The 22,261-nt window shown below is 70.9% G+C and carries 19 protein-coding genes; 7 read left to right on the top strand and 12 right to left on the bottom strand.

Going from position 1 to position 22,261, the window contains the following annotated elements:
- Positions 1–45: 45 nt before the first annotated feature.
- From ACZ42A_RS16490 to ACZ42A_RS16460, 7 genes are all read right to left on the bottom strand, one after another.
- Positions 46–876, bottom strand: a complete 831-nt coding sequence (locus ACZ42A_RS16490) for a siderophore-interacting protein (RefSeq protein WP_468527891.1) — start codon at positions 874–876, stop codon at positions 46–48.
- 150 nt (positions 877–1,026) lie between these two features.
- Positions 1,027–2,073: an ABC transporter substrate-binding protein gene (locus ACZ42A_RS16485; RefSeq protein ID WP_468527890.1), complete on the bottom strand. Its 1,047-nt coding sequence runs from the start codon at positions 2,071–2,073 to the stop codon at positions 1,027–1,029.
- A gap of 123 nt (positions 2,074–2,196) precedes the next feature.
- The gene (locus ACZ42A_RS16480; RefSeq protein WP_468527889.1) at positions 2,197–3,390 is read right to left on the bottom strand and encodes a serine hydrolase domain-containing protein; all 1,194 of its coding nucleotides are present in this window, start codon (positions 3,388–3,390) and stop codon (positions 2,197–2,199) included.
- A gap of 187 nt (positions 3,391–3,577) precedes the next feature.
- Positions 3,578–4,738 (bottom strand): acyl-CoA dehydrogenase family protein, encoded by a 1,161-nt coding sequence (locus tag ACZ42A_RS16475; protein WP_468527888.1) that lies wholly within the window; start codon positions 4,736–4,738, stop codon positions 3,578–3,580.
- Positions 4,739–4,744: 6 nt separating this feature from the next.
- Positions 4,745–5,713, bottom strand: coding sequence for a hydroxymethylglutaryl-CoA lyase (locus ACZ42A_RS16470; protein ID WP_468527887.1), 969 nt, complete (start codon positions 5,711–5,713; stop codon positions 4,745–4,747).
- Entirely contained in the window at positions 5,710–7,641 is a 1,932-nt protein-coding gene (locus ACZ42A_RS16465) for an acetyl/propionyl/methylcrotonyl-CoA carboxylase subunit alpha (protein ID WP_468527886.1), read from the bottom strand. Before ACZ42A_RS16465 ends, ACZ42A_RS16470 begins: the two co-directional genes overlap by 4 nt.
- A gap of 15 nt (positions 7,642–7,656) precedes the next feature.
- The gene (locus ACZ42A_RS16460; RefSeq protein WP_468527885.1) at positions 7,657–9,273 is read right to left on the bottom strand and encodes a carboxyl transferase domain-containing protein; all 1,617 of its coding nucleotides are present in this window, start codon (positions 9,271–9,273) and stop codon (positions 7,657–7,659) included.
- Between the two features lie 86 nt (positions 9,274–9,359).
- Here ACZ42A_RS16460 and ACZ42A_RS16455 point away from each other — a divergent pair, with 86 nt between their 5' ends.
- On the top strand, positions 9,360–9,956 hold the full coding sequence (locus ACZ42A_RS16455) for an SACE_7040 family transcriptional regulator (RefSeq protein WP_468527884.1): 597 nt from the start codon (positions 9,360–9,362) through the stop codon (positions 9,954–9,956).
- 127 nt (positions 9,957–10,083) lie between these two features.
- On the top strand, positions 10,084–10,872 hold the full coding sequence (locus ACZ42A_RS16450; RefSeq protein ID WP_468527883.1) for a phosphatase: 789 nt from the start codon (positions 10,084–10,086) through the stop codon (positions 10,870–10,872).
- 15 nt (positions 10,873–10,887) lie between these two features.
- Here ACZ42A_RS16450 and ACZ42A_RS16445 read toward each other — a convergent pair whose 3' ends face one another.
- The 3 genes from ACZ42A_RS16445 to ACZ42A_RS16435 all read right to left on the bottom strand — a co-directional run bounded on the left by ACZ42A_RS16445 (position 10,888) and on the right by ACZ42A_RS16435 (position 14,498).
- Complete coding sequence (locus ACZ42A_RS16445; protein ID WP_468527882.1) at positions 10,888–11,754, bottom strand: acyl-CoA thioesterase; 867 nt, start codon at positions 11,752–11,754, stop codon at positions 10,888–10,890.
- A gap of 36 nt (positions 11,755–11,790) precedes the next feature.
- The gene (locus tag ACZ42A_RS16440) at positions 11,791–12,948 is read right to left on the bottom strand and encodes an acyl-CoA dehydrogenase family protein (protein ID WP_468527881.1); all 1,158 of its coding nucleotides are present in this window, start codon (positions 12,946–12,948) and stop codon (positions 11,791–11,793) included.
- 86 nt (positions 12,949–13,034) lie between these two features.
- Positions 13,035–14,498 carry a helix-turn-helix domain-containing protein gene (locus ACZ42A_RS16435; protein ID WP_468527880.1) on the bottom strand — a complete coding sequence of 488 codons (1,464 nt, stop codon included), beginning with the start codon at positions 14,496–14,498 and terminating at the stop codon, positions 13,035–13,037.
- 182 nt (positions 14,499–14,680) lie between these two features.
- Here ACZ42A_RS16435 and ACZ42A_RS16430 point away from each other — a divergent pair, with 182 nt between their 5' ends.
- The 3 genes from ACZ42A_RS16430 to ACZ42A_RS16420 are packed head-to-tail and all read left to right on the top strand — an operon-like array spanning position 14,681 to position 18,861.
- Positions 14,681–16,141, top strand: a complete 1,461-nt coding sequence (locus ACZ42A_RS16430) for a sodium:solute symporter family protein (protein WP_468527879.1) — start codon at positions 14,681–14,683, stop codon at positions 16,139–16,141.
- Between the two features lie 54 nt (positions 16,142–16,195).
- Positions 16,196–17,176, top strand: a complete 981-nt coding sequence (gene speB / locus ACZ42A_RS16425) for an agmatinase (protein WP_468527878.1) — start codon at positions 16,196–16,198, stop codon at positions 17,174–17,176.
- The gene (locus ACZ42A_RS16420; RefSeq protein WP_468527877.1) at positions 17,173–18,861 is read left to right on the top strand and encodes a thiamine pyrophosphate-binding protein; all 1,689 of its coding nucleotides are present in this window, start codon (positions 17,173–17,175) and stop codon (positions 18,859–18,861) included. Before speB ends, ACZ42A_RS16420 begins: the two co-directional genes overlap by 4 nt.
- A gap of 3 nt (positions 18,862–18,864) precedes the next feature.
- Here ACZ42A_RS16420 and ACZ42A_RS16415 read toward each other — a convergent pair whose 3' ends face one another.
- Complete coding sequence (locus ACZ42A_RS16415) at positions 18,865–19,668, bottom strand: endonuclease I family protein (RefSeq protein WP_468527876.1); 804 nt, start codon at positions 19,666–19,668, stop codon at positions 18,865–18,867.
- 178 nt (positions 19,669–19,846) lie between these two features.
- A complete protein-coding gene (locus ACZ42A_RS16410; protein ID WP_468527875.1) occupies positions 19,847–20,224 on the bottom strand; it encodes a hypothetical protein in 378 nt (125 codons plus the stop codon).
- Between the two features lie 97 nt (positions 20,225–20,321).
- Between ACZ42A_RS16410 and ACZ42A_RS16405 the strand changes: the two genes are divergently transcribed.
- Together ACZ42A_RS16405 and ACZ42A_RS16400 are read left to right on the top strand one after the other, a co-directional pair.
- Positions 20,322–21,176, top strand: coding sequence for a serine hydrolase (locus ACZ42A_RS16405; protein WP_468527874.1), 855 nt, complete (start codon positions 20,322–20,324; stop codon positions 21,174–21,176).
- A 53-nt stretch (positions 21,177–21,229) separates the two neighbouring features.
- Positions 21,230–22,252: an esterase-like activity of phytase family protein gene (locus ACZ42A_RS16400; protein WP_468527873.1), complete on the top strand. Its 1,023-nt coding sequence runs from the start codon at positions 21,230–21,232 to the stop codon at positions 22,250–22,252.
- Positions 22,253–22,261 lie beyond the last annotated feature (9 nt).

Here is a 22,261-nt window from a genome sequence, read left to right as displayed (position 1 = left end):
AAGGCAGCCTCGACCGTGACCTGATCACTTTGGTCTCAGGCGCAACTACTCGGCGGCGCGCAGCTGTTCCTCGGTCATCCCGTGCCGCCAGTAGCCGACGAACGTCACCCGGCGCCGGTCGATCCCGCGCTCGCCGACGAAGTGCCGGCGCAGCGCCTTCACCGAGCCCGACTCGCCCGCGATCCAGACGTACGGGTGCTCCGCGGGCGGCAGTTGGGCGGCGCGGATCGCATCGAGCGCGTCCTCCCGGACCAGCCACGTCACCTCGGCGTCCGCCTCGGTCGCCAACTCCAGGATGTTCCCGGGGTCGTGCACGTCCAGCCACACCCGCGCCCGCTGCCCGGCCGGCAGCGACTCCAGGATCGCGGCGACCGCCGGAAGCGCGGTCTCGTCACCCCAGAGCACCACCAGATCGGTGTCCTCCGGCGGCCGGAACCGGATCGCCCGGTTGTCCGCGACCGCCGGTCCGAGCAGCAGCACCTTGTCGCCGGCGGAGGCCTGAGCGGCCCACCGCGAGGCGGGCCCGGCGGGAACGACCGCATCGGGCTCGACCCCGTGCAGCACGAAGTCGATGTCGATCTCGTCGGGATCCCGCCGCAACGACCGCAGGGTGTACGAGCGCATCACGGCCCGGACATCGTCCGGCAGCGCCATCCACCCCTTCCACCAGTCCTCACCCATCTCGATGGGAACGACCGGCGCGTCCTGCCCCGGATGCGGCAGGAACAGCGACAGCGACTGGTCACACCCGTCGGAGTGGAAGTCGACGAGGTCGTCCCCGGCGAACGAAACCCGGACCAGAGACGGCCCAAGCCGCTCAGTCCGCACAACCTGAAGGGAAAAGAACCGAAACGGCGCGGCAACGGCCGTGGACATGGAGGCTCCTGGGCTTTTGACAGGGGGCGAGGTGAGTCACCTAGGGGCGCGGGGCTGTATCGATATGCGGCTCCGCCGCGTGGGCGCGACCAGCCACGACGAACCCGCAGCCGCCAGGCGGCACAAGCCCCCCACCCCAGAAGGCGAACCTCAGCTGACCTTCTTCGCGTTCTCGATCGCCTCAGCGAGACTCGTCAGCAGCGGCACGCACTTCGCGTACGACAGAATCGGCTCCGGCGACCGACCGATAACCTGCCCCGCCTTCACCGCCGGCAGCTTCTTCCACGTCGCCTCGGTAATCGCCGAAGGCTGCAGCGCCTGCGCCCGGTCGTCCATCATGATGATGTCCGCGTCGTACTTGTCGACGTTCTCCCAGCTCAGGCTCTCGTACCAACCGCCGCCCTGCGCCTTCGCCTTCTCCGACGGCTCCACGAAGTTCACGCCGAGCGCCTTGAAGTACTCCAGGTCGATCGACAGGTTGGTGCCGGAGACGTAGAACAGCTCCGCGCTGGCGGACCCGGCCATCACCTTGATCTCGGGCCGCGCCTTCGCGGCCTTCCGCAGCCGCTCCGCCGCCGCCTCGAACTCCTGCTTCGCCTTGACGACCTTGTCGGCCTTCAGGTCCGCGCCCAGCGACTCGGCCAGCGCCCACATGCGCTCCAGCGGCTGGGTCAACTGGCGGTCGTAGACGGAGACGGCGACGCTCGGGGCCAGCTTGGCGATCTTGTCCTTGGACTCCTCGGGGACGTACCAGAGGGTGCCCGTGTTGTCGAACATCGTGGTGATGAGGACCTCGGGGGCCAGCGCCGCGTACTTCTCGACGTTGAACTGGCCCCAGACGTTGCCGAGGATCTCGACCTTGCTGATGTCCATGTCGCCGGCCTGGACGTCCGGCTTGCCGTCCTGGGTCTTGGTCGGGCCGAAGACGCCCTTGACCTGGATGCCGTAGTCGTACAGCGCGGCGGCCACACCGGTGAAGGCGACGATGTTCGCCGGAACCTTGTCCAGCTTCACGGTCGTGCCGCGGTCGTCCTTGAAGGTCCAGGGGCCGGAGGCCTTCGCGGCAGCCGTCGAGTCCGAGCCACCGCTTTTCGTCTCCTCGTCACCGCAGGCGGTGAGGACGGCACCGAGGCCGAGGGCACCGCCGGCGGCGAGGATCCCGCGGCGGGTGAGGTGGGTGGCACGGGCGTTGGACATGAGTGTGGCTGCTTTCGAACAGGGCGGAGGGCCCGCCGGACAATTCGAAGGTAGGTTAGCCTAACCTCAGATCTTGTCCAGGGGTCGGGTCCTGTCCGGAGCCGATCCGGAAGATGATCCAGATCACTTGGGCATCGGCGGAACGGGGAGGTTGTACACGTGGTTCGGGCTGACGATCCTCGTGATGGCGTCGCCGAACAGCGTGCTCGGCTCCTCCTCGCCGTGCAGGATGTCGGTGTTCAGGAGCACGACGAGGGTCGCCTCCGCCGACGGCAGATAGATCGTCAGGGACTCGTAGCCGGGCAGTGAGCCGTTGTGGCCGATCCAGCCCTGGACGTCGAAGATGCCGAGGCCGTACCCGGCGCCCTTGATGCCGGTCGGGGGCGTGTCCAGGCGCTGCTTCTGCGTGGCGGGTTCGACCATCGTGTCGCCGTCGGGGAACTCGCCCGTGGCCACCGTCCGCGCCCAGGTGCGCATGTCGTCACGGTTGGAGATCATCGCCCCGGCCGCCCAGCCCCACGACGGGTTCCAGTCGGTCGAGGTCTCGACCTTGCCGGTCGCGGTCTGGTTCGTGTACCCCTGCGCGTGGGGCTCGGGGAAGTCCGCGTTCGTCGGGAAGACGGTGTCCGTCATGCCGGCCGGATCCAGGATGTTCTCCTGGATGAAGTCCTGGAGGGGTTGTTCGCCGACCTTCTCGACGACCAGGCCGAGCAGGATCAGGTTGGTGTTGCAGTAAGAGAACTTCTCGCCCGGCTCGAACAGCGGGGGGTGCTTGAAGGCGTAGTCCAGCAACTGCTGCGGGGTGAAGGCGCGTTGCGGATCGGACGTCAGCGCCTTGAAGAAGTCCGGATCCTCCGAGTAGTTGAACAGTCCACTGCGCATTCCGGCCAGTTCGCGCAGGGAGATCTCGTCGCCGTTCGGCACACCGTCGACGTACGCGCTGATCGGGTCGTCCAGGCCGATCTTGCCCTGGTCGACCAGCTGGAGCAGGGCCGTGACGGTGAACGTCTTCGTCTCACTGCCGATCCGCGTGAACAGGTCCGGCGACATGCGCTGACCGGTGCTCTTGTCGGCCACGCCGAAGGAAGCCTCGTACTGCCCCTTGTCCGGCGTCCACAGGCCGACCGTGACGCCCGGGACGTTCGCCTCTCGCATGACCCGCTGGATGGCCTCGTCCAGCTGCTTCCGCACCTCGGGGGTGATCTCCCGGAACTCGACGCCCGGGACGGGTTCCGTCTGGGCGACGGCGGCGGGAACGGCCGTCGGGGTCGCCACGGCCGTCGCCGCGGTCACCGGCACCAGGAGAATCGCCGCCATCCCCGCGGCCACGGCTCCCCTGCGAAGTCTTCTGCACGCGAACGTCATGGGCTGCTCCCAGGACATGCGGAGGTGGCCGCGGCCACGAGCGCAGACCTCTCAAGCCGTACCCCACCAGCTTAGGAGCGCCCCCGCCGGAGCGCGCGTCGAGCCGGCGGGGGGCGGGAGGCCGCTGCGGATCAGGGGGTCAGCTGACCAGCCCCAACTCCCGTGCGATCAGCATCCGCTGCACCTCGCTGGTGCCCTCGCCGATCTCCAGGATCTTCGAGTCCCGCCACATGCGGGCCACCGGGTACTCGTTCATGAAGCCGTAGCCGCCGTGGATCTGGGTGGCGTCCCGGGCGTTGTCGACGGCGATGGTGGACGAGTACAGCTTGGCCAGGGCCGCCTCCTTCTTGAAGGGCTCCCCGGCGACCAGCCGGGAGGCCGCGTCGCGCCAGGCGAGGCGGGCGGTGTGGGCCTTCATCTCCATGTCGGCGATCTTGAACTGGATCGCCTGGTTCGCCCCGATCGGGCGGCCGAAGGCGTGACGTTCCTTCGCATAGCGGACCGACTCGTCCACACAGCCCTGCGCCAGCCCCGTCGCCAGCGCCGCGATGGCGATCCGGCCCTCGTCGAGGATCCGCAGGAACTGGGCGTATCCACGGCCCTCCTCGCCGAGCAGGTTCTCCGCCGGCACCCGCACGTCCGCGAAGGACAGCTCGCGGGTGTCGGAGGCGTTCCAGCCGACCTTGGAGTACGGGGCGGCGACCGTGAAGCCGGGGGTGCCGGAGGGGACGATGATCGCGGAGATCTCCGGCTTGCCGTCCGGCTTGCGGCCGGTCACCGCGGTGACCGTGACCAGGCCTGTGATGTCCGTACCGGAGTTGGTGATGAAGCACTTGGTGCCGTTGATCACCCACTCGCCGGTGGCGGGGTCCTTCTTCGCGGTGGTCCGGGTCGCCCCGGCGTCGCTGCCGCCGTCCGGCTCGGTCAGGCCGAACGCGCCCAGGATCTCGCCGGAGCACAGCCGGGGCAGCCACTGCCGCTTCTGCTCCTCGGTGCCGAAGAGGTGGATCGGCATCGCGCCCAGCGAGACGCCCGCCTCCAGGGTGATGGCGACCGAGGAGTCGACCCGCGCGAGCTCCTCCAGCGCGATGCCCAACGCCAGATAGTCGCCGCCCATGCCGCCGTACTCCTCCGGGAACGGCAGCCCGAACAGGCCCATTCGGCCCATCTCGCGGACGATCTCGTACGGGAACTCGTGCCGCTCGTAGTAGTCGCCGATCTTCGGGGCCACCACGTCGTGTGCGAACTCCTCGACCGTGCGGCGGAGTTCTTCCAGCTCGGGGGAGAGACGGTGGTCCATCGTTCTTCACTGCTCCTTGTGGGAGAGGGCTCGGACGGTGCGGGACGGGCTGGGGCGGCCCAGTTGTTCGGCCATCCACACGCTGGTGGCGGTGAGCCGGCCGAGGTCGACGCCGGTGTCGATGCCGAGGCCCCGCAGCATCCACACCAGGTCCTCGGTGGCGAGATTGCCGGTGGCGGACTTCGCGTACGGGCAGCCGCCCAGGCCGCCCGCCGAGGCGTCGACGGTCGTCACCCCGTGCTGGAGCGCGGCGAGGGTGTTCGCGAGCGCCTGGCCGTAGGTGTCGTGGAAGTGCACGCCGAGCGCGTCGGTGGGGATCCGCGCGGCGTTGAGGGCGGTGAGCAGCTCGCGGACGTGTCCGGGCGTGGCCACGCCGATGGTGTCGCCGAGGCTCAGCTCGTCGCAGCCCATGTCCATGAGGGCCGTGCAGACCCGGACGACCTGCGGGACCGGCACGGGACCCTCCCACGGATCGCCGAAGCACATGGACAGATAGCCGCGGACGTGCCCGCCCTCCGCCCTGGCCCGGCCGACGACCGGCTCGAACATCGCCAGCGCCTCGTCCACCGTGCGGTTGAGGTTGGCCTTCGCGAAGGACTCGGTGGCGCTGGCGAACACGGCGATCCGGCGAGCGCCGAGCGCCAGGGCGCGGTCCAGGCCGCGCTCGTTGGGGACCAGGACCGGGAGCGCCACTTCCGGCAGGTCGCTGACGAGCGGGAACAGCTGCTCCGCGTCGGCCAGTTGGGGCACCCACTTGGGGTGGACGAAGCTGGTCGCCTCGATGGTGGTGAGCCCCGCGTCGGCCAGGCGGCGGATGAACTCCGCCTTGACCTCCGTGGGCACCGTCGCCTTCTCGTTCTGCAGTCCGTCGCGGGCGCCGACCTCGTGGATGCGGACGCGGGCGGGCAGGCCGTCGGCCGGGACGGCCATGGGGAGTCCGGCCGGTACGGCGGTGGGGGATCCGTCGGCTGTCATTCCGCCGCCTCCTTCCCGGGGGCGTCGTCCTGCGGGGTGATGACCGCCAGCACCTGGTCCATGGCGACCGTCGTGCCGGGCGTGACGTCCAGCTCGGCGACCGTGCCGGCGTGCGGGGCGGAGATGACGTGCTCCATCTTCATCGCCTCGACGACCAGCAGACTCTGACCGGCGGTCACCTCGTCGCCGACCGCCACCTTCACGACCGTGACCGTCCCCGGCATGGGCGCGGTGAGGGAGTCGGCGCCGGAGTGGGCGGCCCGGTCCAGGGAGGCGGCCACCGGGTCGTGGTCGCGGACGTGCCAGGCGTCGCCGTCACGGCCCAGCCAGTCGCCGGCCCGGTGGAAGGTGTGGCGGACGCCGTCGAGGGTGACGGAGACCTGGTCGTCGGTGACGGTGTGCGTGCCGCGCGGGACGTACTCCACCGGTTCGGTGACCCGCAGCGGGAAGCCGAGCGGCTTCGGTGTGCCGCCGAGCCGCCAGCCGTCAGGCACCGAGAAGGGGTCCGTCCAGCCGTCCCCGCGCGGCCGCAGCGCGTCCAGCCGCACGGCCGCCGCCGCCTCGTACACCTCCTCCGGCACCTCCGTCGGCACCAGCCCCTGGACCTCACGCTCGACCAGCCCGGTGTCGATGTCGCCCGCGACGACCGCCGGATGGGCGAGAAGGCGCCGCAGGAAACCGGCGTTCGTCTGCACGCCCAGCGTCACCGTCTCGGAGAGGGCCGCGCGAAGCCTGCGCAGGGCGGTGGCGCGGTCCGGGCCGTAGGCGATCACCTTGGACAGCATCGGGTCGTACAGACTGCCGACCTCCGTGCCCTCGCTGAGCCCCGAGTCGGTGCGGACGCCGTCCTTTTGGGGTTCCCGCAGCCGCAGCACCGTGCCGCCGGACGGGAGGAAGCCGCGCGCGGGATCCTCGGCGCAGATGCGGGCCTCGACGGCGTGCCCGGTGAGCCGGATGTCGTCCTGGGCGAACGGCAACGGCTCGCCCGCCGCCACCCGCAGCTGCCACTCCACCAGGTCCAGGCCGGTGACCAGCTCGGTGACCGGGTGCTCCACCTGGAGGCGGGTGTTCATCTCCATGAAGTAGTACGACGAGGGGTCGCCGCCCGGGACGATGAACTCCACCGTGCCCGCGCCGACGTATCCGCAGGAGCGGGCCGCCTGGACCGCTGCCTCGCCCATCGCCGCGCGGGTCTCCTCGTCGAGGAGCACGCTGGGCGCCTCCTCGATGATCTTCTGGTGGCGGCGCTGGAGGGAGCACTCGCGCTCGCCCAGGTGGATCACGTTGCCGTGGGCGTCGGCCAGCACCTGGATCTCGATGTGCCGGGGCCGGTCGATCCACCGCTCGACCAGCAGCGTGTCGTCACCGAAGGAGGTGCGGGCCTCGCGCCGGGCGGCGGCGATCTCGTCGTCCAGCCGGTCCAGGTCGCGCACCAGCCGCATGCCCTTGCCGCCGCCGCCCGCGGAGGGCTTCAGCAGCACGGGCGCGCCCAGCTCGCGGGCCGCCTCGGCCAGTTTCGGGTCCCGCCCGCCGGGCACCACCGGCACCCCGGCCTCCCGCACCGTCTCCTTGGCGCGGATCTTGTCGCCCATGAGGGCGATGGCGTCGGCGGGCGGCCCGATGAAGACCAGCCCGGCGTCGGCGCACGCGCGCGCGAAGGCGGCGTTCTCGGCGAGGAAGCCGTACCCCGGGTGGACGGCCTGGGCGCCGGTGCGGGCGGCGGCCTCCAGCAGCCGCTCCACCGACAGATAGCTCTCGGCGGCGGGCGCCGGGCCGATCCGTACCGCCGTGTCCGCCTCGCGGACGTGCCAGGCGTCGGCGTCGGCGTCCGAGAAGACGGCGACGGAGCGCACGCCGAGCGCGCGCAGCGTACGGATGACACGAACCGCGATCTCACCGCGGTTGGCCACAAGAACCGTGTCGAACATCGTCGTGTACCCCCCTCACATCCGGAAGACGCCGAACTGCGGCTCGCCCAGCGGGGCGTTCGCGCAGGCCGTCAGGGCCAGGCCCAGCACCTGCCGGGTCTCCAGCGGGTCGATGACGCCGTCGTCCCAGAGGCGGGCGGTGGCGTAGTAGGCGTTGCCCTGGCGCTCGTACTGGGCGCGGATCGGGGCCTTGAAGGCCTCCTCCTCGTCCGTGGGCCATTCCTCCCCGCGGGCCTCCATCTGGTCCCGCTTGACGGTGGCGAGGACGGAGGCGGCCTGCTCGCCGCCCATGACGGAGATCTTGGCGTTGGGCCACATCCACAGGAAGCGCGGCGAATAGGCGCGGCCGCACATCGAGTAGTTCCCGGCGCCGTACGACCCGCCGACCACGACCGTCAGCTTCGGCACGCGCGTGCAGGCGACGGCGGTGACCATCTTGGCGCCGTGCTTGGCGATGCCACCGGCCTCGTAGTCCTTGCCGACCATGAACCCGGAGATGTTCTGCAGGAACAGCAGCGGGATGCCGCGCTGGTCGCACAGCTCGATGAAGTGGGCGCCCTTCTGGGCGGACTCGGAGAAGAGGATGCCGTTGTTGGCGACGATGCCGACCGGGTGGCCGTGGATCCGGGCGAACCCGGTCACCAGGGTCTGCCCGAACTCGGACTTGAACTCGGCGAAGCGCGAGCCGTCGACGACGCGGGCGATGATCTCCCGGACGTCGTACGGCGTACGGGAGTCCACGGGAACGGCCCCGTACAGCCCGTACGGATCGACCTTGGGCTCGACGGCGGGCCGTACGTCCCAGGGGATGGACCGGCGCTCGGGCAGAGTGGCGACGATGTTCCGCACGATCCGGAGCGCGTGCCCGTCGTCCTCGGCCAGATGATCGGTCACACCGGAGACCCGGGAGTGCACCTCACCGCCGCCCAGCTCCTCGGCGGTGACGACCTCACCCGTCGCGGCCTTCACCAGCGGGGGCCCGCCCAGGAAGATCGTCCCCTGGTTCCGCACGATGACGGCCTCGTCGCTCATCGCGGGGACGTAGGCACCTCCGGCGGTGCACGACCCGAGCACGGCGGCGATCTGCGGGATGCCCGCGCCGGACATCCGGGCCTGGTTGTAGAAGATCCGCCCGAAGTGCTCGCGGTCCGGGAAGACCTCGTCCTGCATGGGCAGGAAGGCACCGCCGGAGTCCACGAGGTAGAGGCAGGGCAGCCGGTTCTCGAGGGCGACCTCCTGCGCGCGCAGATGCTTCTTCACGGTCATCGGGTAGTACGTCCCGCCCTTGACGGTGGCGTCATTGGCGACGATCACGCACTCGCGCCCGCTGACCCGGCCGATCCCGGCGATCACCCCCGCCGCCGGCGCCTGCCCGTCGTACATCCCGTCGGCCGCCAGCGGGGCCAGCTCCAGGAAGGGCGAGCCGGGGTCGAGGAGGGTGTCCACGCGGTCGCGTGGGAGCAGCTTGCCGCGCGCGGTGTGCCGGGCGCGCGCCTTCTCACCACCCCCGAGCCGGGCGGCGGCCAGCTTGCCGCGCAGCTCCTCGACCAGCGCGAGATGCGCCGCCTCGTTGGCCTGCCAGGCCTCCGACGCGGGGTCTGCCGCCGTCGTCAGCTCCGGTGCCTGGTCCATCCTGCGGTCCCCTCACCTTGTTAATGAGCGTTAACGCATTTCCTTCAGGTTAACGACCGCTAACCTCCCTGTCTAGAATTGTCTTCATGGCCACCAGAACCGACGCCCCCACCCGCCGCGAGCAGATCCTCAAGGAGGCCGCCCGGCTCTTCGCCGAGCGCGGCTTCCACGGCGTCGGGGTGGACGAGATAGGCGCCGCGGTCGGCATCAGCGGCCCCGGGCTCTACCGGCACTTCGCGGGCAAGGACGCCATGCTCGCCGAGCTGCTGGTCGGCATCAGCGGCCAGCTGCTGACGGGCGCGAAGCGGCGCCTGGCGGAGGCCGACGGGGTGCCGCCCGAGGAGGTCCTCGACTCGCTCATCGAGGGCCACATCGACTTCGCGCTCGACGACCGTCCCCTCATCACCCTGCACGACCGCGAGCTGGACCGCCTCCGGGAGAGCGACCGCAAGCTGGTCCGCCAGCTCCAGCGGCAGTACGTCGAGCTGTGGGTGGACGTCCTCCGCAAGGTCTACCCCACCCTCGCCGAACCCGCCGCCCGCTCCGCCGTCCACTCCGTCTTCGGCCTCCTGAACTCCACCCCTCACCTTGGGCGACGGGGGTCCCTGCCGGGGCGGGGGGCCACGGCGGAGCTGCTGCACCGGATGGCCCGGGGGGCATTTGAGGCGGCGGGGACGGAGTGAGGCGGCCGCCGGCCCGCCCACCATCCGGAATCTTCCCCTCCGTCACCTTGGCCGGATACGAGTGATCCACATCCCAGAGCCTTCGAGGTCAGGGACGGACACAGCCGACTGCCCCACAATGAGAACCATGCCGATAACCGGGACCCCCAGCCGCGCCGAACTCGTCGACCATCTCGTGAGGACCCGTATCGCGGGGGATGTCGCCACTCCCCGCGAGAACAACCTCTCGCACTACCGCCAACTGGCGAACGGCAACCGCAACTACTGGCTCGGCCTGGAGCTCGGCGACCGCTGGAACGACGAGCAGGACGTGCTCGCGGTGATGGCGGAGCGGGTGGGGGTGAACGACGACCCGGAGTACCGGTTCGGGCAGGACACCATCGACCCCGAGCTGACCGTGTCGGCGCTGGAGCGGATGGCCGGGCGGCTGCGCAAGGCGGCCGACGGGCAGCAGCGGGTGCTGTTCGCCACCGGTCACCCGGGCGGGCTGCTCGACGTGCACCGGGCGACGGCCGCCGCGCTGCGGGCGGCGGGCTGCGAGATCGTCGTCATCCCGGAGGGGCTGCAGACGGAGGAGGGGTACGTCATGCAGTTCGCGGACGTGGCGGTGCTCGAGCACGGCGCCACGCTCTGGCACACCCACTCCGGCGAGCCGATGAAGGCCATCCTCACCGGCCTTGAGCGCGAGGGCCGGCCGCTGCCCGACCTGGTCGTCGCCGACCACGGCTGGGCGGGCTACGCCGGCCAGCACGGGGTGGAGTCGGTGGGCTACGCCGACTGCAACGACCCGGCGCTGTTCCTCGCCGAGGCGGAGGGGACCGTACAGGTGACGGTCCCGCTCGACGACCACGTCGTCAGCCCTCGGTACTACGACCCGATGACGGCGTATCTGCTGGCGGAGGCGGGGCTGGCGTAGCCGGCCGGGCACCCCTCAGCGCGGGACGCGGACCACGCCCTCCTGGATGACCGAGATGGCCAGGCGGCCGTCCTGGGTGTAGATGCGGGCCTGGCCCAGGCCCCGGCCGCCGTACGCCGACGGGGACTCCTGGTCGTACAGGAGCCACTCGTCGGCGCGGAACGGGCGGTGGAACCACATGGCGTGGTCCAGCGAGGCCCCGACGACATCGCCGACGGCCCAGCCGCCGCGGCCGTGCGCGAGCAGGACCGAGTCGAGCAGGGTCATGTCGGAGACGTACGTCGCGAGGACGACGTGCAGCAGCGGGTCGTCCGCCAGCTTGCCGTCGGTGCGGAACCACACCTGGGAGCGCGGCTCGCGCGGGGTGCCGTAGTCGCCGAACGGCGGGTCGTCGACGTACCGCAGATCGACCGCGCCCCGCGCCTCGATGAACCGCTCCACCACCTCGGGGTCGAGGTGCGGGTAGCCGCGCAGCCGGTCCTCGGAGGTCGGCAGGGTGGCCGGGTCGGGGGCGGGCGGCATCGGCGCCTGGTGGTCCAGGCCCTCCTCGTACGTCTGGAAGGAGGCGGACAGGCCGAAGATCGGCTTGCCGTGCTGGACGGCGACGACACGGCGCGTGGTGAAGGAGCGGCCGTCACGCAGGCGGTCGACCGTGTAGACGATGGGCGCGCCGGGGTCGCCGGTGCGCAGGAAGTACGCGTGCAGGGAGTGCGGCGGACGGTCCGCCGGGACCGTACGGCCCGCCGCGACCAGCGCCTGCGCCGCGACCTGTCCGCCGAAGACCCGTGGGATGACGGCGGACCGGGACCGGCCGCGGAAGATGTTCTCCTCGATCTGCTCCAGGTCGAGCAGATCGAGGAGATCCTGGAGTGCCTGGTTCATGGCATCTGGTTGTACCGGCCAGTGATTGCGGCCGGCTTACAGACCCATGTCCTTCGCGATGATCGTCTTCATGATCTCGCTGGTGCCGCCGTAGATGCGGTTGACGCGGTTGTCCGCGTACAGGCGGGCGATCGGGTACTCGTTCATGTAGCCGTAGCCGCCGTGCAGCTGGAGGCAGCGGTCGATCACGCGGTGCGCGACCTCGGTGCAGAACAGCTTGGCGGAGGCGGCCTCGGCGGGCGTCAGCTCGCCGGCGTCCAGAGCCTCGGTCGCGCGGTCGGCGACGGCCTCGGCGGCGTCCACCTCGGCCTGGCAGGCGGCCAGTTCGAACTTGGTGTTCTGGAAGTGGGCGACCGGCTTGCCGAAGACGGTGCGCTCCTGGACGTACTGCTTGGCGAACCGGACGGCGGCCTTGGCCTGCGCGTAGGCGCCGAAGGCGATGCCCCAGCGCTCGGAGGCCAGGTTGTGGCCGAGGTAGTAGAAGCCCTTGTTCTCCTCGCCGAGGAGGTCCTCGACGGGCACCTTGACGTCGACGAAGGCGAGTTCGGCCGTGTCGGAGGTGCGCAGGCCCAGCTTGTCCAGCTTGCGGCCGATGGAGTAGCCCTCGGACTTGGTGTCCACGGCGAACAGGGAGATGCCGTGGCGGCGGTCCTCGGCGGTCGGCGCGGAGGTGCGGGCGCACACGATGACCTTGTCGGCGTGCACACCGCCGGTGATGAAGGTCTTGGCGCCGTTGAGGACGTAGTGCGTGCCGTCCTCGGAGAGCTTGGCGGTGGTCTTCATGCCCGCGAGGTCGGAGCCGGTGCCCGGCTCGGTCATCGCGATGGCCCACATCTCCTCGCCGGTGACGAACTTCGGCAGGTAGCGCTTCTTCTGCTCGTCCGTCGCCAGCATCTTGATGTAGGGCAGGGCGAGCAGCACATGTACGCCGGAGCCACCGAACTGGACGCCCGCGCGGGCGGTCTCCTCGTAGAGGACGGCCTCGAACTTGTGGCTGTCCATGCCCGCGCCGCCGTACTCCTCCGGCACGTTGATGCCGAAGATGCCCAGCTCGCCGAGCTTGTAGTAGAACTCGCGCGGCGCCTGGCCGGCCGCGAACCACTCGTCGTAGACCGGGACGACCTCGGCCTCGATGAAGGCGCGAAGGGTCTCCCGGAACGCCTCGTGATCCTCGTTGAACACCGTACGGCGCACGCCGCCACCTCCACCGGTACGTATCTAAGCGCTTGCTCAGGCTTACCGTACCGGCGAGTAGGGAGGGGAGTCCAGAGTGCGGCGCCTCACACCTGCCGCAAGGCGAACCACAACTCCATCCGTACATCCGGATCGTCCAGATCCGCCCCCAGCAGCGCCGCGCACCGTGCGATCCGCTGGCGGACGGTGTTGCGGTGGACGGAGAGGGCGACGGCGGTGCGGTCCCAGCTGCCGTGGAGGGAGAGCCAGGTGCGGAGGGTCTCGGGGAGGGGTGGGGTGAGGGGGGCCAGGAGGGTGCGGGCGTGGGATTCGGCCTCCGACGGGGGGAGGAGGTCCGTGAGGGACGGGCGGGGGTTGTGGTGCACGAGCGGGGTGCGGGTGGCGCGGGCGCGGGAGAGGGCGCGGGACGCCTGGGTGTCCGCCGACGGGAGGGCGTCGGGGGTGGTGGGGGCGCTGACGCCCAGGGTCCAGCCCGGTTGGGGGGTGGGGGTGTGGTCGGCGGGGAGGAGGACGCGTACGACGTCCCCCGCCGCGTCGACCAGGGGGGAGCCCAGAGCCGTGCCCAGGGCCGAGGCCGCCACCGGGTCCGGGGTCGCCCCCGTCTGCGGGCTCGCGTGGACGATCAGCCAGTGGTCCGTGCCGGCGAGGAGCGGGGTCACCTCCTCCGGCGGGGTGCCCAGGAGCAGGCGGACCAGGGCCGAGGAGCGTGCCGCGCCCGTGCCGGTCTGGTGTTCGCCGGTGAGGAGGGTGAGGAGAACGGCGGCGACGGAGGCGATGGTGTGGTCCCCCGGGTCCCGGTGGGGGGAGGCCACGCCGAGGACGAAGCCCTGGCCGGGTCCCAGGGCGTACGCGGAGAGGTGGGTGCCGGCGACGGTGTCCGTGGCCGTGGTGGTGGAGGTGCGGGTGGTCAGGACGTGGGCCAGGTCCGCCAACGCCGTACGGGCCGCCTCGTCCGGGATCCGGCCCGCCCCCGCGATCTCCGTCCCCTCCGGGCCGTACAGCACCGCCCTTCCCCCGACCCGCTGGGCCAGCTGGCGCAGGACCGACGGCACCGGGTCCGGGCGGGCGGCCGCGGCGGCGAGGCTCTGCTGGGCCTCGGTCACGCGGCGGAGTTCCGCCAGGCGGGCCTGGGCCATCAGTTGCCAGACCGCGCGGGCCACGCCGGAGAAGGTCGTCTGCGGGGGGACCTCCAACAGCGGCAGGTCGTATCTCTCGCATGCCGCCACCAGCGCGCGCGGCACCGTGTCGTGCACCGGTGCCAGGCCGAAGCCCAGCGCCGCGCCGCCCGCCTCGACGACCCGGGAGACGTAGGCGTCGAAGTACGTCCCCGAGCCCGCCGCCTCCGGGATGTGGACGCCCGCCGTCAGCAGCAGCTCGCCGCCCAGGATGTACGGATAGGGGTCCGACATCTCGGACGTGTGCGCCGAGTGGATGGAGATCCCGGCCGCCGGTGGGCCCGCGATCTGGCGGAGGGCCAGGTCCTCGCGGGCCAGGAGGGCGGAGAGGGGGATCGGTGGGGTGGGGGGAACGGGGGGTGTCGTCTCGGGCATGATGTGCGTTTCCTCCACCCCGTTCCGCTCCGATGGATGAAAAGTACACTTCGCAGTCGCTTTTCGGCCACCTAGTGTCAGTCGGGACCGGCGGCCGCGGGTACGGGCGGATGTCCCCGCGAAGAGCCGCCGCGGATCCCATCTGCACGACACGCCACCGAGAGTGCGCGAAGGAGGCCCCCATGGCCGTCGACTACATCGTGATCGTCGTCTATCTGGCCGGCATGCTGGCCATGGGCTGGTGGGGCATGCGCCGCGCCCGCTCCAAGAGCGAGTTCCTGGTGGCGGGCCGCAGGCTCGGCCCGGCCATGTACTCCGGCACCATGGCGGCGATCGTCCTCGGCGGCGCGTCCACCATCGGCGGCGTGGGCCTCGGCTACCAGTACGGGCTCTCCGGCGCGTGGATGGTGTTCACCATCGGGCTCGGGCTGCTCGCCCTGTCCGTCTTCTTCTCGGCGCGGATCGCGCGGCTCAAGGTCTACACCGTCTCCGAGATGCTCGATCTCCGGTACGGCGGCCGGGCCGGGGTGATCTCCGGTGTCGTCATGTGGGCGTACACCCTCATGCTCGCGGTCACCTCCACCATCGCCTACGCCACGATTTTCGACGTCCTCTTCGACATCAACCGCACCCTCGCGATCGTCCTGGGCGGGTCCATCGTCGTCGCGTACTCCACGCTCGGCGGCATGTGGTCGATCACCCTCACCGACATGGTGCAGTTCGTGGTGAAGACCATCGGAGTGCTGCTGCTCCTGCTGCCCATCGCCGTCGTCAAGGCCGGCGGGTTCAGCGAGATGAAGGCCCAGCTGCCCACCGAGTACTTCGACCCGCTGGGCATCGGCGGCGAGACGATTTTCACCTATGTGCTGATCTACACCTTCGGCATGCTCATCGGGCAGGACATCTGGCAGCGCGTCTTCACCGCCCGCAGCGACAGGACCGCCAAGTGGGGCGGCACCGTCGCCGGCACCTACTGTCTGGCGTACGCCCTGGGCGGCGCGGTCATCGGCACCGCGGCCAAGGTGCTCTACCCGAACCTCGACAGCGCCGACGACGCCTTCGCCACCATCGTCAAGGACGAGCTGCCGATGGGGGTGCGCGGGCTCGTGCTCGCCGCCGCCCTCGCCGCCGTGATGTCCACCTCCTCCGGCGCCCTCATCGCCTGCGCCACCGTCGCCAACAACGACATCTGGTCGCGGCTGCGCGGCACCCTCAAGCCGTCCGAGGGCGCGCACGACGAGGTCAAGGACAACCGGACGTTCATCCTGCTGATGGGCGTCGCCGTGATCCTCACCGCCATCGCGCTCAACGACGTCGTCGAGGCGCTGACCGTGGCGTACAACCTGCTCGTCGGCGGGCTCCTGGTGCCGATCCTCGGCGGGCTGCTGTGGCGGCGCGGCACCGCTGCGGGCGCGCTGGCCTCCGTCGCCGTCGGCGGTCTCGCGGTGATCGGGCTGATGGCGGCGTACGGCATCCTCGCCAACGAGCCCGTCTACTACGGCCTGCTCGCCTCCCTCGCCGCCTACGTCATCGTGTCTCTGGCCACGCCCGCCACCGACCCGGCCGTGCTGGCCGCCTGGCGCGAACGGCTGGCCGGCCGGGCGCCCGAACCTGTGTCCGAACCCGTCCCGACTCCTCAGTAGAGTCGTAGGAAAGCAGTACATGCGCGGCAAAGCGCAAGAAAGAAGGCATTCACCATGAGCAGCAACGAGACGCCCCGCGGCCCGGTCGACTCCTCCCGCATCCCGCGGTACGCCGGTCCCGCCACCTTCGCCCGGCTGCCGCGCCTCGACGAGGTCGGCACCGCCGACGTCGCCGTGGTCGGCGTGCCGTTCGACTCGGGCGTCTCGTACCGGCCGGGCGCCCGCTTCGGCGGCAACGCCATCCGCGAGGCGTCCCGGCTGCTGCGGCCGTACAACCCGGCGCAGGACGCCTCCCCGTTCGCCCTCGCCCAGGTCGCGGACGGCGGCGACATCGCCGTCAACCCGTTCAACATCAACGAGGCCGTCGAGACCATCGAGGCCGCCGCGGACGACCTCCTCGGCACCGGCGCCCGCCTGATGACCCTCGGCGGCGACCACACCATCGCCCTGCCGCTGCTGCGGTCGGTCGCCAAGAAGCACGGTCCGGTCGCGCTGCTCCACTTCGACGCGCACCTGGACACCTGGGACACCTACTTCGGCGCCGAGTACACCCACGGCACCCCGTTCCGCCGCGCGGTCGAGGAGGGCATCCTCGACACCGAGGCGCTGTCCCACGTCGGCACCCGTGGTCCGCTCTACGGCAAGCAGGACCTCACCGACGACGAGAAGATGGGCTTCGGCATCGTGACGTCCTCGGACGTCTACCGCCGCGGCGCCGACGAGATCGCCGACCAGCTGCGCCAGCGCATCGGCGACCGCCCGCTGTACATCTCCATCGACATCGACTGCCTCGACCCGGCCCACGCGCCCGGCACCGGCACGCCCGAGGCCGGCGGCATGACCTCCCGCGAGCTGCTGGAGATCCTGCGCGGCCTCGCGTCGTGCAACCTGGTGTCGGCGGACGTCGTCGAGGTGGCCCCCGCGTACGACCACGCGGAGATCACGTCGGTCGCGGCGTCCCACACGGCGTACGAACTGACCACCATCATGTCCCGCCAGATCGCGGCGGCCCGCAAGGAGAACGAGGGCAAGTGACCCACGACCACGACCTGGAGCTTCGTCCGACGGCCGCCCAGACGGAGGCCGCGCTGAATCCTCCCCCCGGCCGCAACGGCGGAGACCTGGTCGTGGAGACCCTGGCCGGGCTGGGCGCGACCACCGTCTTCGGCCTGCCCGGCCAGCACGCCCTCGGCATGTTCGACGCCCTGCGCCGCTCCGACCTGCGGTACATCGGCCTGCGGGTGGAGAACAACGCCGGGTTCGCGGCGGACGCGTACGGCCGGATCACCGGGGAGGCGGCCCCGCTGCTGCTCTCCACCGGCCCCGGCGCGCTGACCTCCCTGGCCGCCCTCCAGGAAGCGGCGGCCGCCTCGGCGCCGGTCCTGGCGATCAGCAGCCAGATCCCGACGGCCGGCCTGGGCGGCGGCCGCCACGGCTATCTGCACGAACTCCCCGACCAGGCCGCCTCCTTCCGGGGCGTGGTGAAGTCCGTCCACACGGTCCGCACCCAGTCCCAGATCCCCTCCGCGATCGCCGCCGCCTGGAAGTCGGCGCTGACCGCTCCGCACGGTCCGGTGTGGGTGGAGATCCCGCAGGATGTGCTGCTGGCGGAGACGCACCTGCCGGTGGTGACGGGGGTGGACGCGACCCCCGACGAACTCCCGCCCCGCCCGGAACTGACCGCCGTGGCCGCTCATCTGCTTTCGAACGCCGTTCGCCCGGCGATCATCGCGGGCGGGGGAGTGATCCGCGCTGACGCCTCGAAGAAGCTGCGCCGGCTGGCGGAGAGGATTCAGGCACCGGTCGTCACCACCCCCGGCGGCAAGGGCGCCTTCCCCTGGGAGCACCCGCTCTCCCTCCAGTCCTGGCTGGAGGACCGGTACACCACCGACTTCCTGGAGGACGCGGATGTCCTGCTGGTGGTCGGCTCGGGCCTGGGCGAACTCTCCTCGAACTACCACACGTTCAAGCCGCGCGGCCGCGTCATCCAGATCGAGGCCGACCTCGGCAAGCTGGAGTCCAACCACCCGGCGCTCGGCATCCACGCGGACGCCCGGTCGGCGCTTCAGGCGCTGCTGGAGACGGTGGAGGAGCGGACCGACCCGACGGCCGAGGAGCGGGTGCGGGAGCTGCTGCGGCGGGTCCGCGACCGCATCGCCGCTCAGGAACTCACCCTGGAACAGGACCTGCTGGCGTCGATCCGCCGAGCACTCCCGCCCACCTCGCCGTCCTTCTGGGACATGACGATCCTCGCCTACTGGGCCTGGTCCGCCTTCGACGCCAAGGGCCCCAACACCCTGCACTCCGCGCAGGGCGCGGGCGGCCTCGGCTACGGCTTCCCGGCCGCCCTCGGTGCGGCGGCGGCGGATCCGACGCGGCCGGTCCTCGCCGTCTCCGGCGATGGAGGGGCCCTGTACTCCATCGCCGAGCTGGCCACGGCCCGCCAGTACGACCTGAACGTCACCTGGCTGATCGTGGACGACGGCGGGTACGGCATCCTCCGCGAGTACATGACCGACGCCTTCGGCCAGGCCACGGCGACGGAACTGACCCGGCCGGACTACGTCGCCCTGGCCGAGTCGTTCGGCGTCCCGGGGGTGCGGACGACCCCCGAGGCGCTGGAGTCCGACCTGGCGAAGGCGCTGGCGACGCCGGGGCCGTCGGTGGTCGTACTCCCGGCGGTGCTGCGGATATTCGCGCCGACGCACCTGGAGGGCTGAGCCCTACCAGATCGCCTCGACCCACTCCGGGTGGTCGATGAACGGGTTCCGGTTCTTCTGGTAGGTGTCGTAGATGACCTGGTTGCGGCGCTCCTCGAAGGCGTCCGGCGGGTCCTCGTCGTTCCACTGCTTCAGGACCGACAGCCGGCCCATGTACGGGTTGCTGCCGTTGCTGACGCTGTCGTTGGGCTCGAGGTCGGCCCAGCCGTCGTCGCCCTCGTAGCGGACGATCATGTAGAAGATCATGCGCGCCACGTCGCCCTTGACGGCATCGCGCGGCTCGAAGGAGTTGGAGTCGGTCAGGCTGCCACCGGAGTTGGTGAAGGTGCTGCCGCCGTTGTCGAAGTCCTTGTTGCCGCGGATGCCGTTGACCTGCACGTCCTCGGGACGTATGTGGTGCAGGTCGGTGCCGGGGCCGGTCGAGGTGCCGAGGTCGCCGTGGCTGATGGCCCACACGTGCTCGCGGTTCCAGTCGCCGACGTCACCGCCGTTGAGGGCCTTGCTGCGGGAGATGCCCGAGTACAGCAGCTTGACGTTGTTGGCGTTCGCCGGGTCCTGGTCGGTGACCTTCAGCGCCTCCCAGAGCGCCGAGTAGGACAGCTTCGTCTGGCTGCTGATGATGGTGTGCAGCGAGGACTTCAGGCTGGTGCCCGTCTTGCCGACGGCGTTCTTGTAGTACGTCGAGTCGTACGCCGTCGTGGTCGCCGCGGCGGGGGTCGCGGTGAGGGCGGGGGTGGTGAGGCCGACCAGGACGGCGGCGGTGGTCAGCGCCACTGACTTCCAGTGGCGGGTGCGTGTCGCCAGCATGTGGGGTCCCATCTACGCGGGTTGAACGGAGGCGGCACCCGGGAGCGTGGCATGAACATGCTGTCAAATGGGTGACAGTGGGATGTCGGTTGGATGACGGAAGGCGACAAGTCGCCTTTTCCTGCCGCCTTTTCCTGCCGCCCTTTCCTGCCGTTCCTTCCTGCCGCCCCACCTGCCGTCAGCGCAGCAGGTCCCCGAACTTCTCCTCGAGGGCTGCCTGCTGGTCCTCGCGGCCCCGGTCGAACGCCTCGCGCTCCTCCTCGCCGAAGTTGCCCGTCGGGATCCCGCCGGAGGGCACGAAGCCGGGGATGGCCTGGAAGAGTTCCACGGCGGCAGCCGCCCGCGCCTCCCCCTGCCACGTCTTGGCGGCGTGCAGATGCTCGCCGACGTGTCGCAGCAGTCGCTGGAACTTGTCGCGCGGTCCGTTGGCGATGACCCGGTGCGCGGCGCCCGGCCGGCCGAGCGTGCCGGCTCCGGTCCCGATCCGCTCCAGCGCGTGCAGCGTGGCGTACAGCCGCCCGCACAGTTCGGCGACGTCCCGTCGGCTCTGCCCCATCGCACCTCTCCCGCATCGGCCCGCCTCTGCCTACCCCGAACCCTCGCCCGACGAACGCCAGTACAACCGTGCGCCGTCGTCGCGAGTCAACGCAGACATGACTCACGGCAGATCTCGCCATGCCCGCCTGCTCGGCACCGCCCTCGCCGCCGGCGTTCTCATACCGTGCGTGGCCGCCGCGTCCCCCGCCGCCGCGGCCACGCCCACCGTCAGTTGTACGTCCGCCAACGCCGGCCTCGCCGAGAAGCTGAAGAAGGACATCACCGCCGCGCTCGCGACCCGCAAGGGCACGATCGCCGTCGGGGTGTACGACCGCACGACGAAGACGACCTGCACCCTGCGTCCCTCCACCGCCTTCGACTCGGCCAGCGTCGTCAAGGTGACCGTCCTCGCCACGCTGCTGTGGGACGCGAAGAACCACGGCCGGTATCTCACCGACCGCGAGGCCTCCCTCGCCAAGGCCATGATCACCAAGTCGGACAACGCCGCCACCAGCACCCTCTGGAAGCAGCTCGGCCTGACGAAGATCAAGGGCTTCCTGGCCGCCGCGGGCATGACCCAGACCAAGCCCGGCGCGAACGGCTACTGGGGACTGACCCAGATCACGGTGACCGACGAGCAGAAGCTGCTGAAGCTCATCACCGCCCGGAACACCGTCCTCAGCGACAACTCCCGCGCCTACATCCTGAAGCTGATGGGCCAGGTCGTCTCCTCGCAGCGCTGGGGCACCCCGTACGGCGTCCCCGCCGGAGTCTCCGTGGCCGTCAAGAACGGCTGGCTGTCCCGCGCCACGTACGGCTGGCGGGTGCACAGCGTCGGCGCCTTCAAGGGCAACGGCCACGACTACATGATCACCGTGCTGACCCACGGCAACAGCACGATGAACTACGGCATCACCACCATTCAGGGCGTCGCCAAGGTGATCCACCGCGATCTCGCCGCCGCCGGCTGACGCTTCATCGCCCGGTCTCCCGTACGTCACCGGCCCGCCTTACGGTGGCGCCCATGCGTCTGAGATCCCTCCTCGCCACCGCCACCGCCGGACTCGCGGCGGTCACCTGCCTGACCGCCGTGGGGCCCGCCAGTGCCCAGCCCGCGCATGCCTGTTCGCCGTCCGTCGGCATCGAGCGCTTCTCCGACGCCCTCGACAAGACGACGTACGAGGGCACCTTCGTCGGCAACTTCTCCGCGCTGGCCGTGGACCGGGACGGCTCGCTCGCGGCGGTCTCCGACCGGTCCGCCCTGTTCTCCCTCGACCACGACACGCTCCAGCCGCGTGCCGTCCGGCCGCTCGCCGACGAGAACGGCGCCGCGCTGGACTCCGAGGGACTGGTCGTCGACCGCGATGGCACCTATCTCGTCTCCTCGGAGACCGAGCCCTCCATCCGCCGCTACTCCCGGGACGGCCGCATCCTCGGGCGGCTGCCCGTGCCGGACGCCCTGCGCGTCACCCCGGCCGGGCGGGCGCCGGTCAACGGCACCTTCGAGGGGCTGACCACGCTGCCCGGCGGCCACACGCTCGTCGCCTCCATGGAATACGCCCTCTCCGGGGACGAGACCGGCACGGTCCGCTTCCAGACCTGGCGGCGGACGCACGGCGACCGTTTCGTCCCGGCCGCGCAGTACGCGTACCGCACCGACCCCGGCCTCGGCGTCTCCGAGATCACCGCCACCCCCGACGGCCGCCTCCTCGTCCTGGAGCGCGGCTTCACCGCCGGCGTCGGCAACACGGTCCGTCTCTATCTCGCCGACCCGCGGCACGCCACGGACACCAGCGGCATCGACCGGTTGACCGGCCAGGACGGCGTACGTCCGATCGGCAAGACGCTCCTCGCCGACCTCGCCGACTGCCCCGACCTCGGCGCCACCGCCAGGCAGCCGCAGCCGAACCCGCTGCTCGACAACATCGAGGCGATGACCGTCACCGGCCGCACCACCAAGAACCGGCTGAACGTCCTGCTGGCCAGTGACGACAACCAGAACCCGGCCCAGACCACCCGCCTCTACTTCCTCCGCGTACGCCTCTGAGCCGCCACG

This window comes from Streptomyces sp. NPDC030838, assembly GCF_055572035.1.
This window is presented reverse-complemented; position numbering and strand designations above follow the sequence as displayed.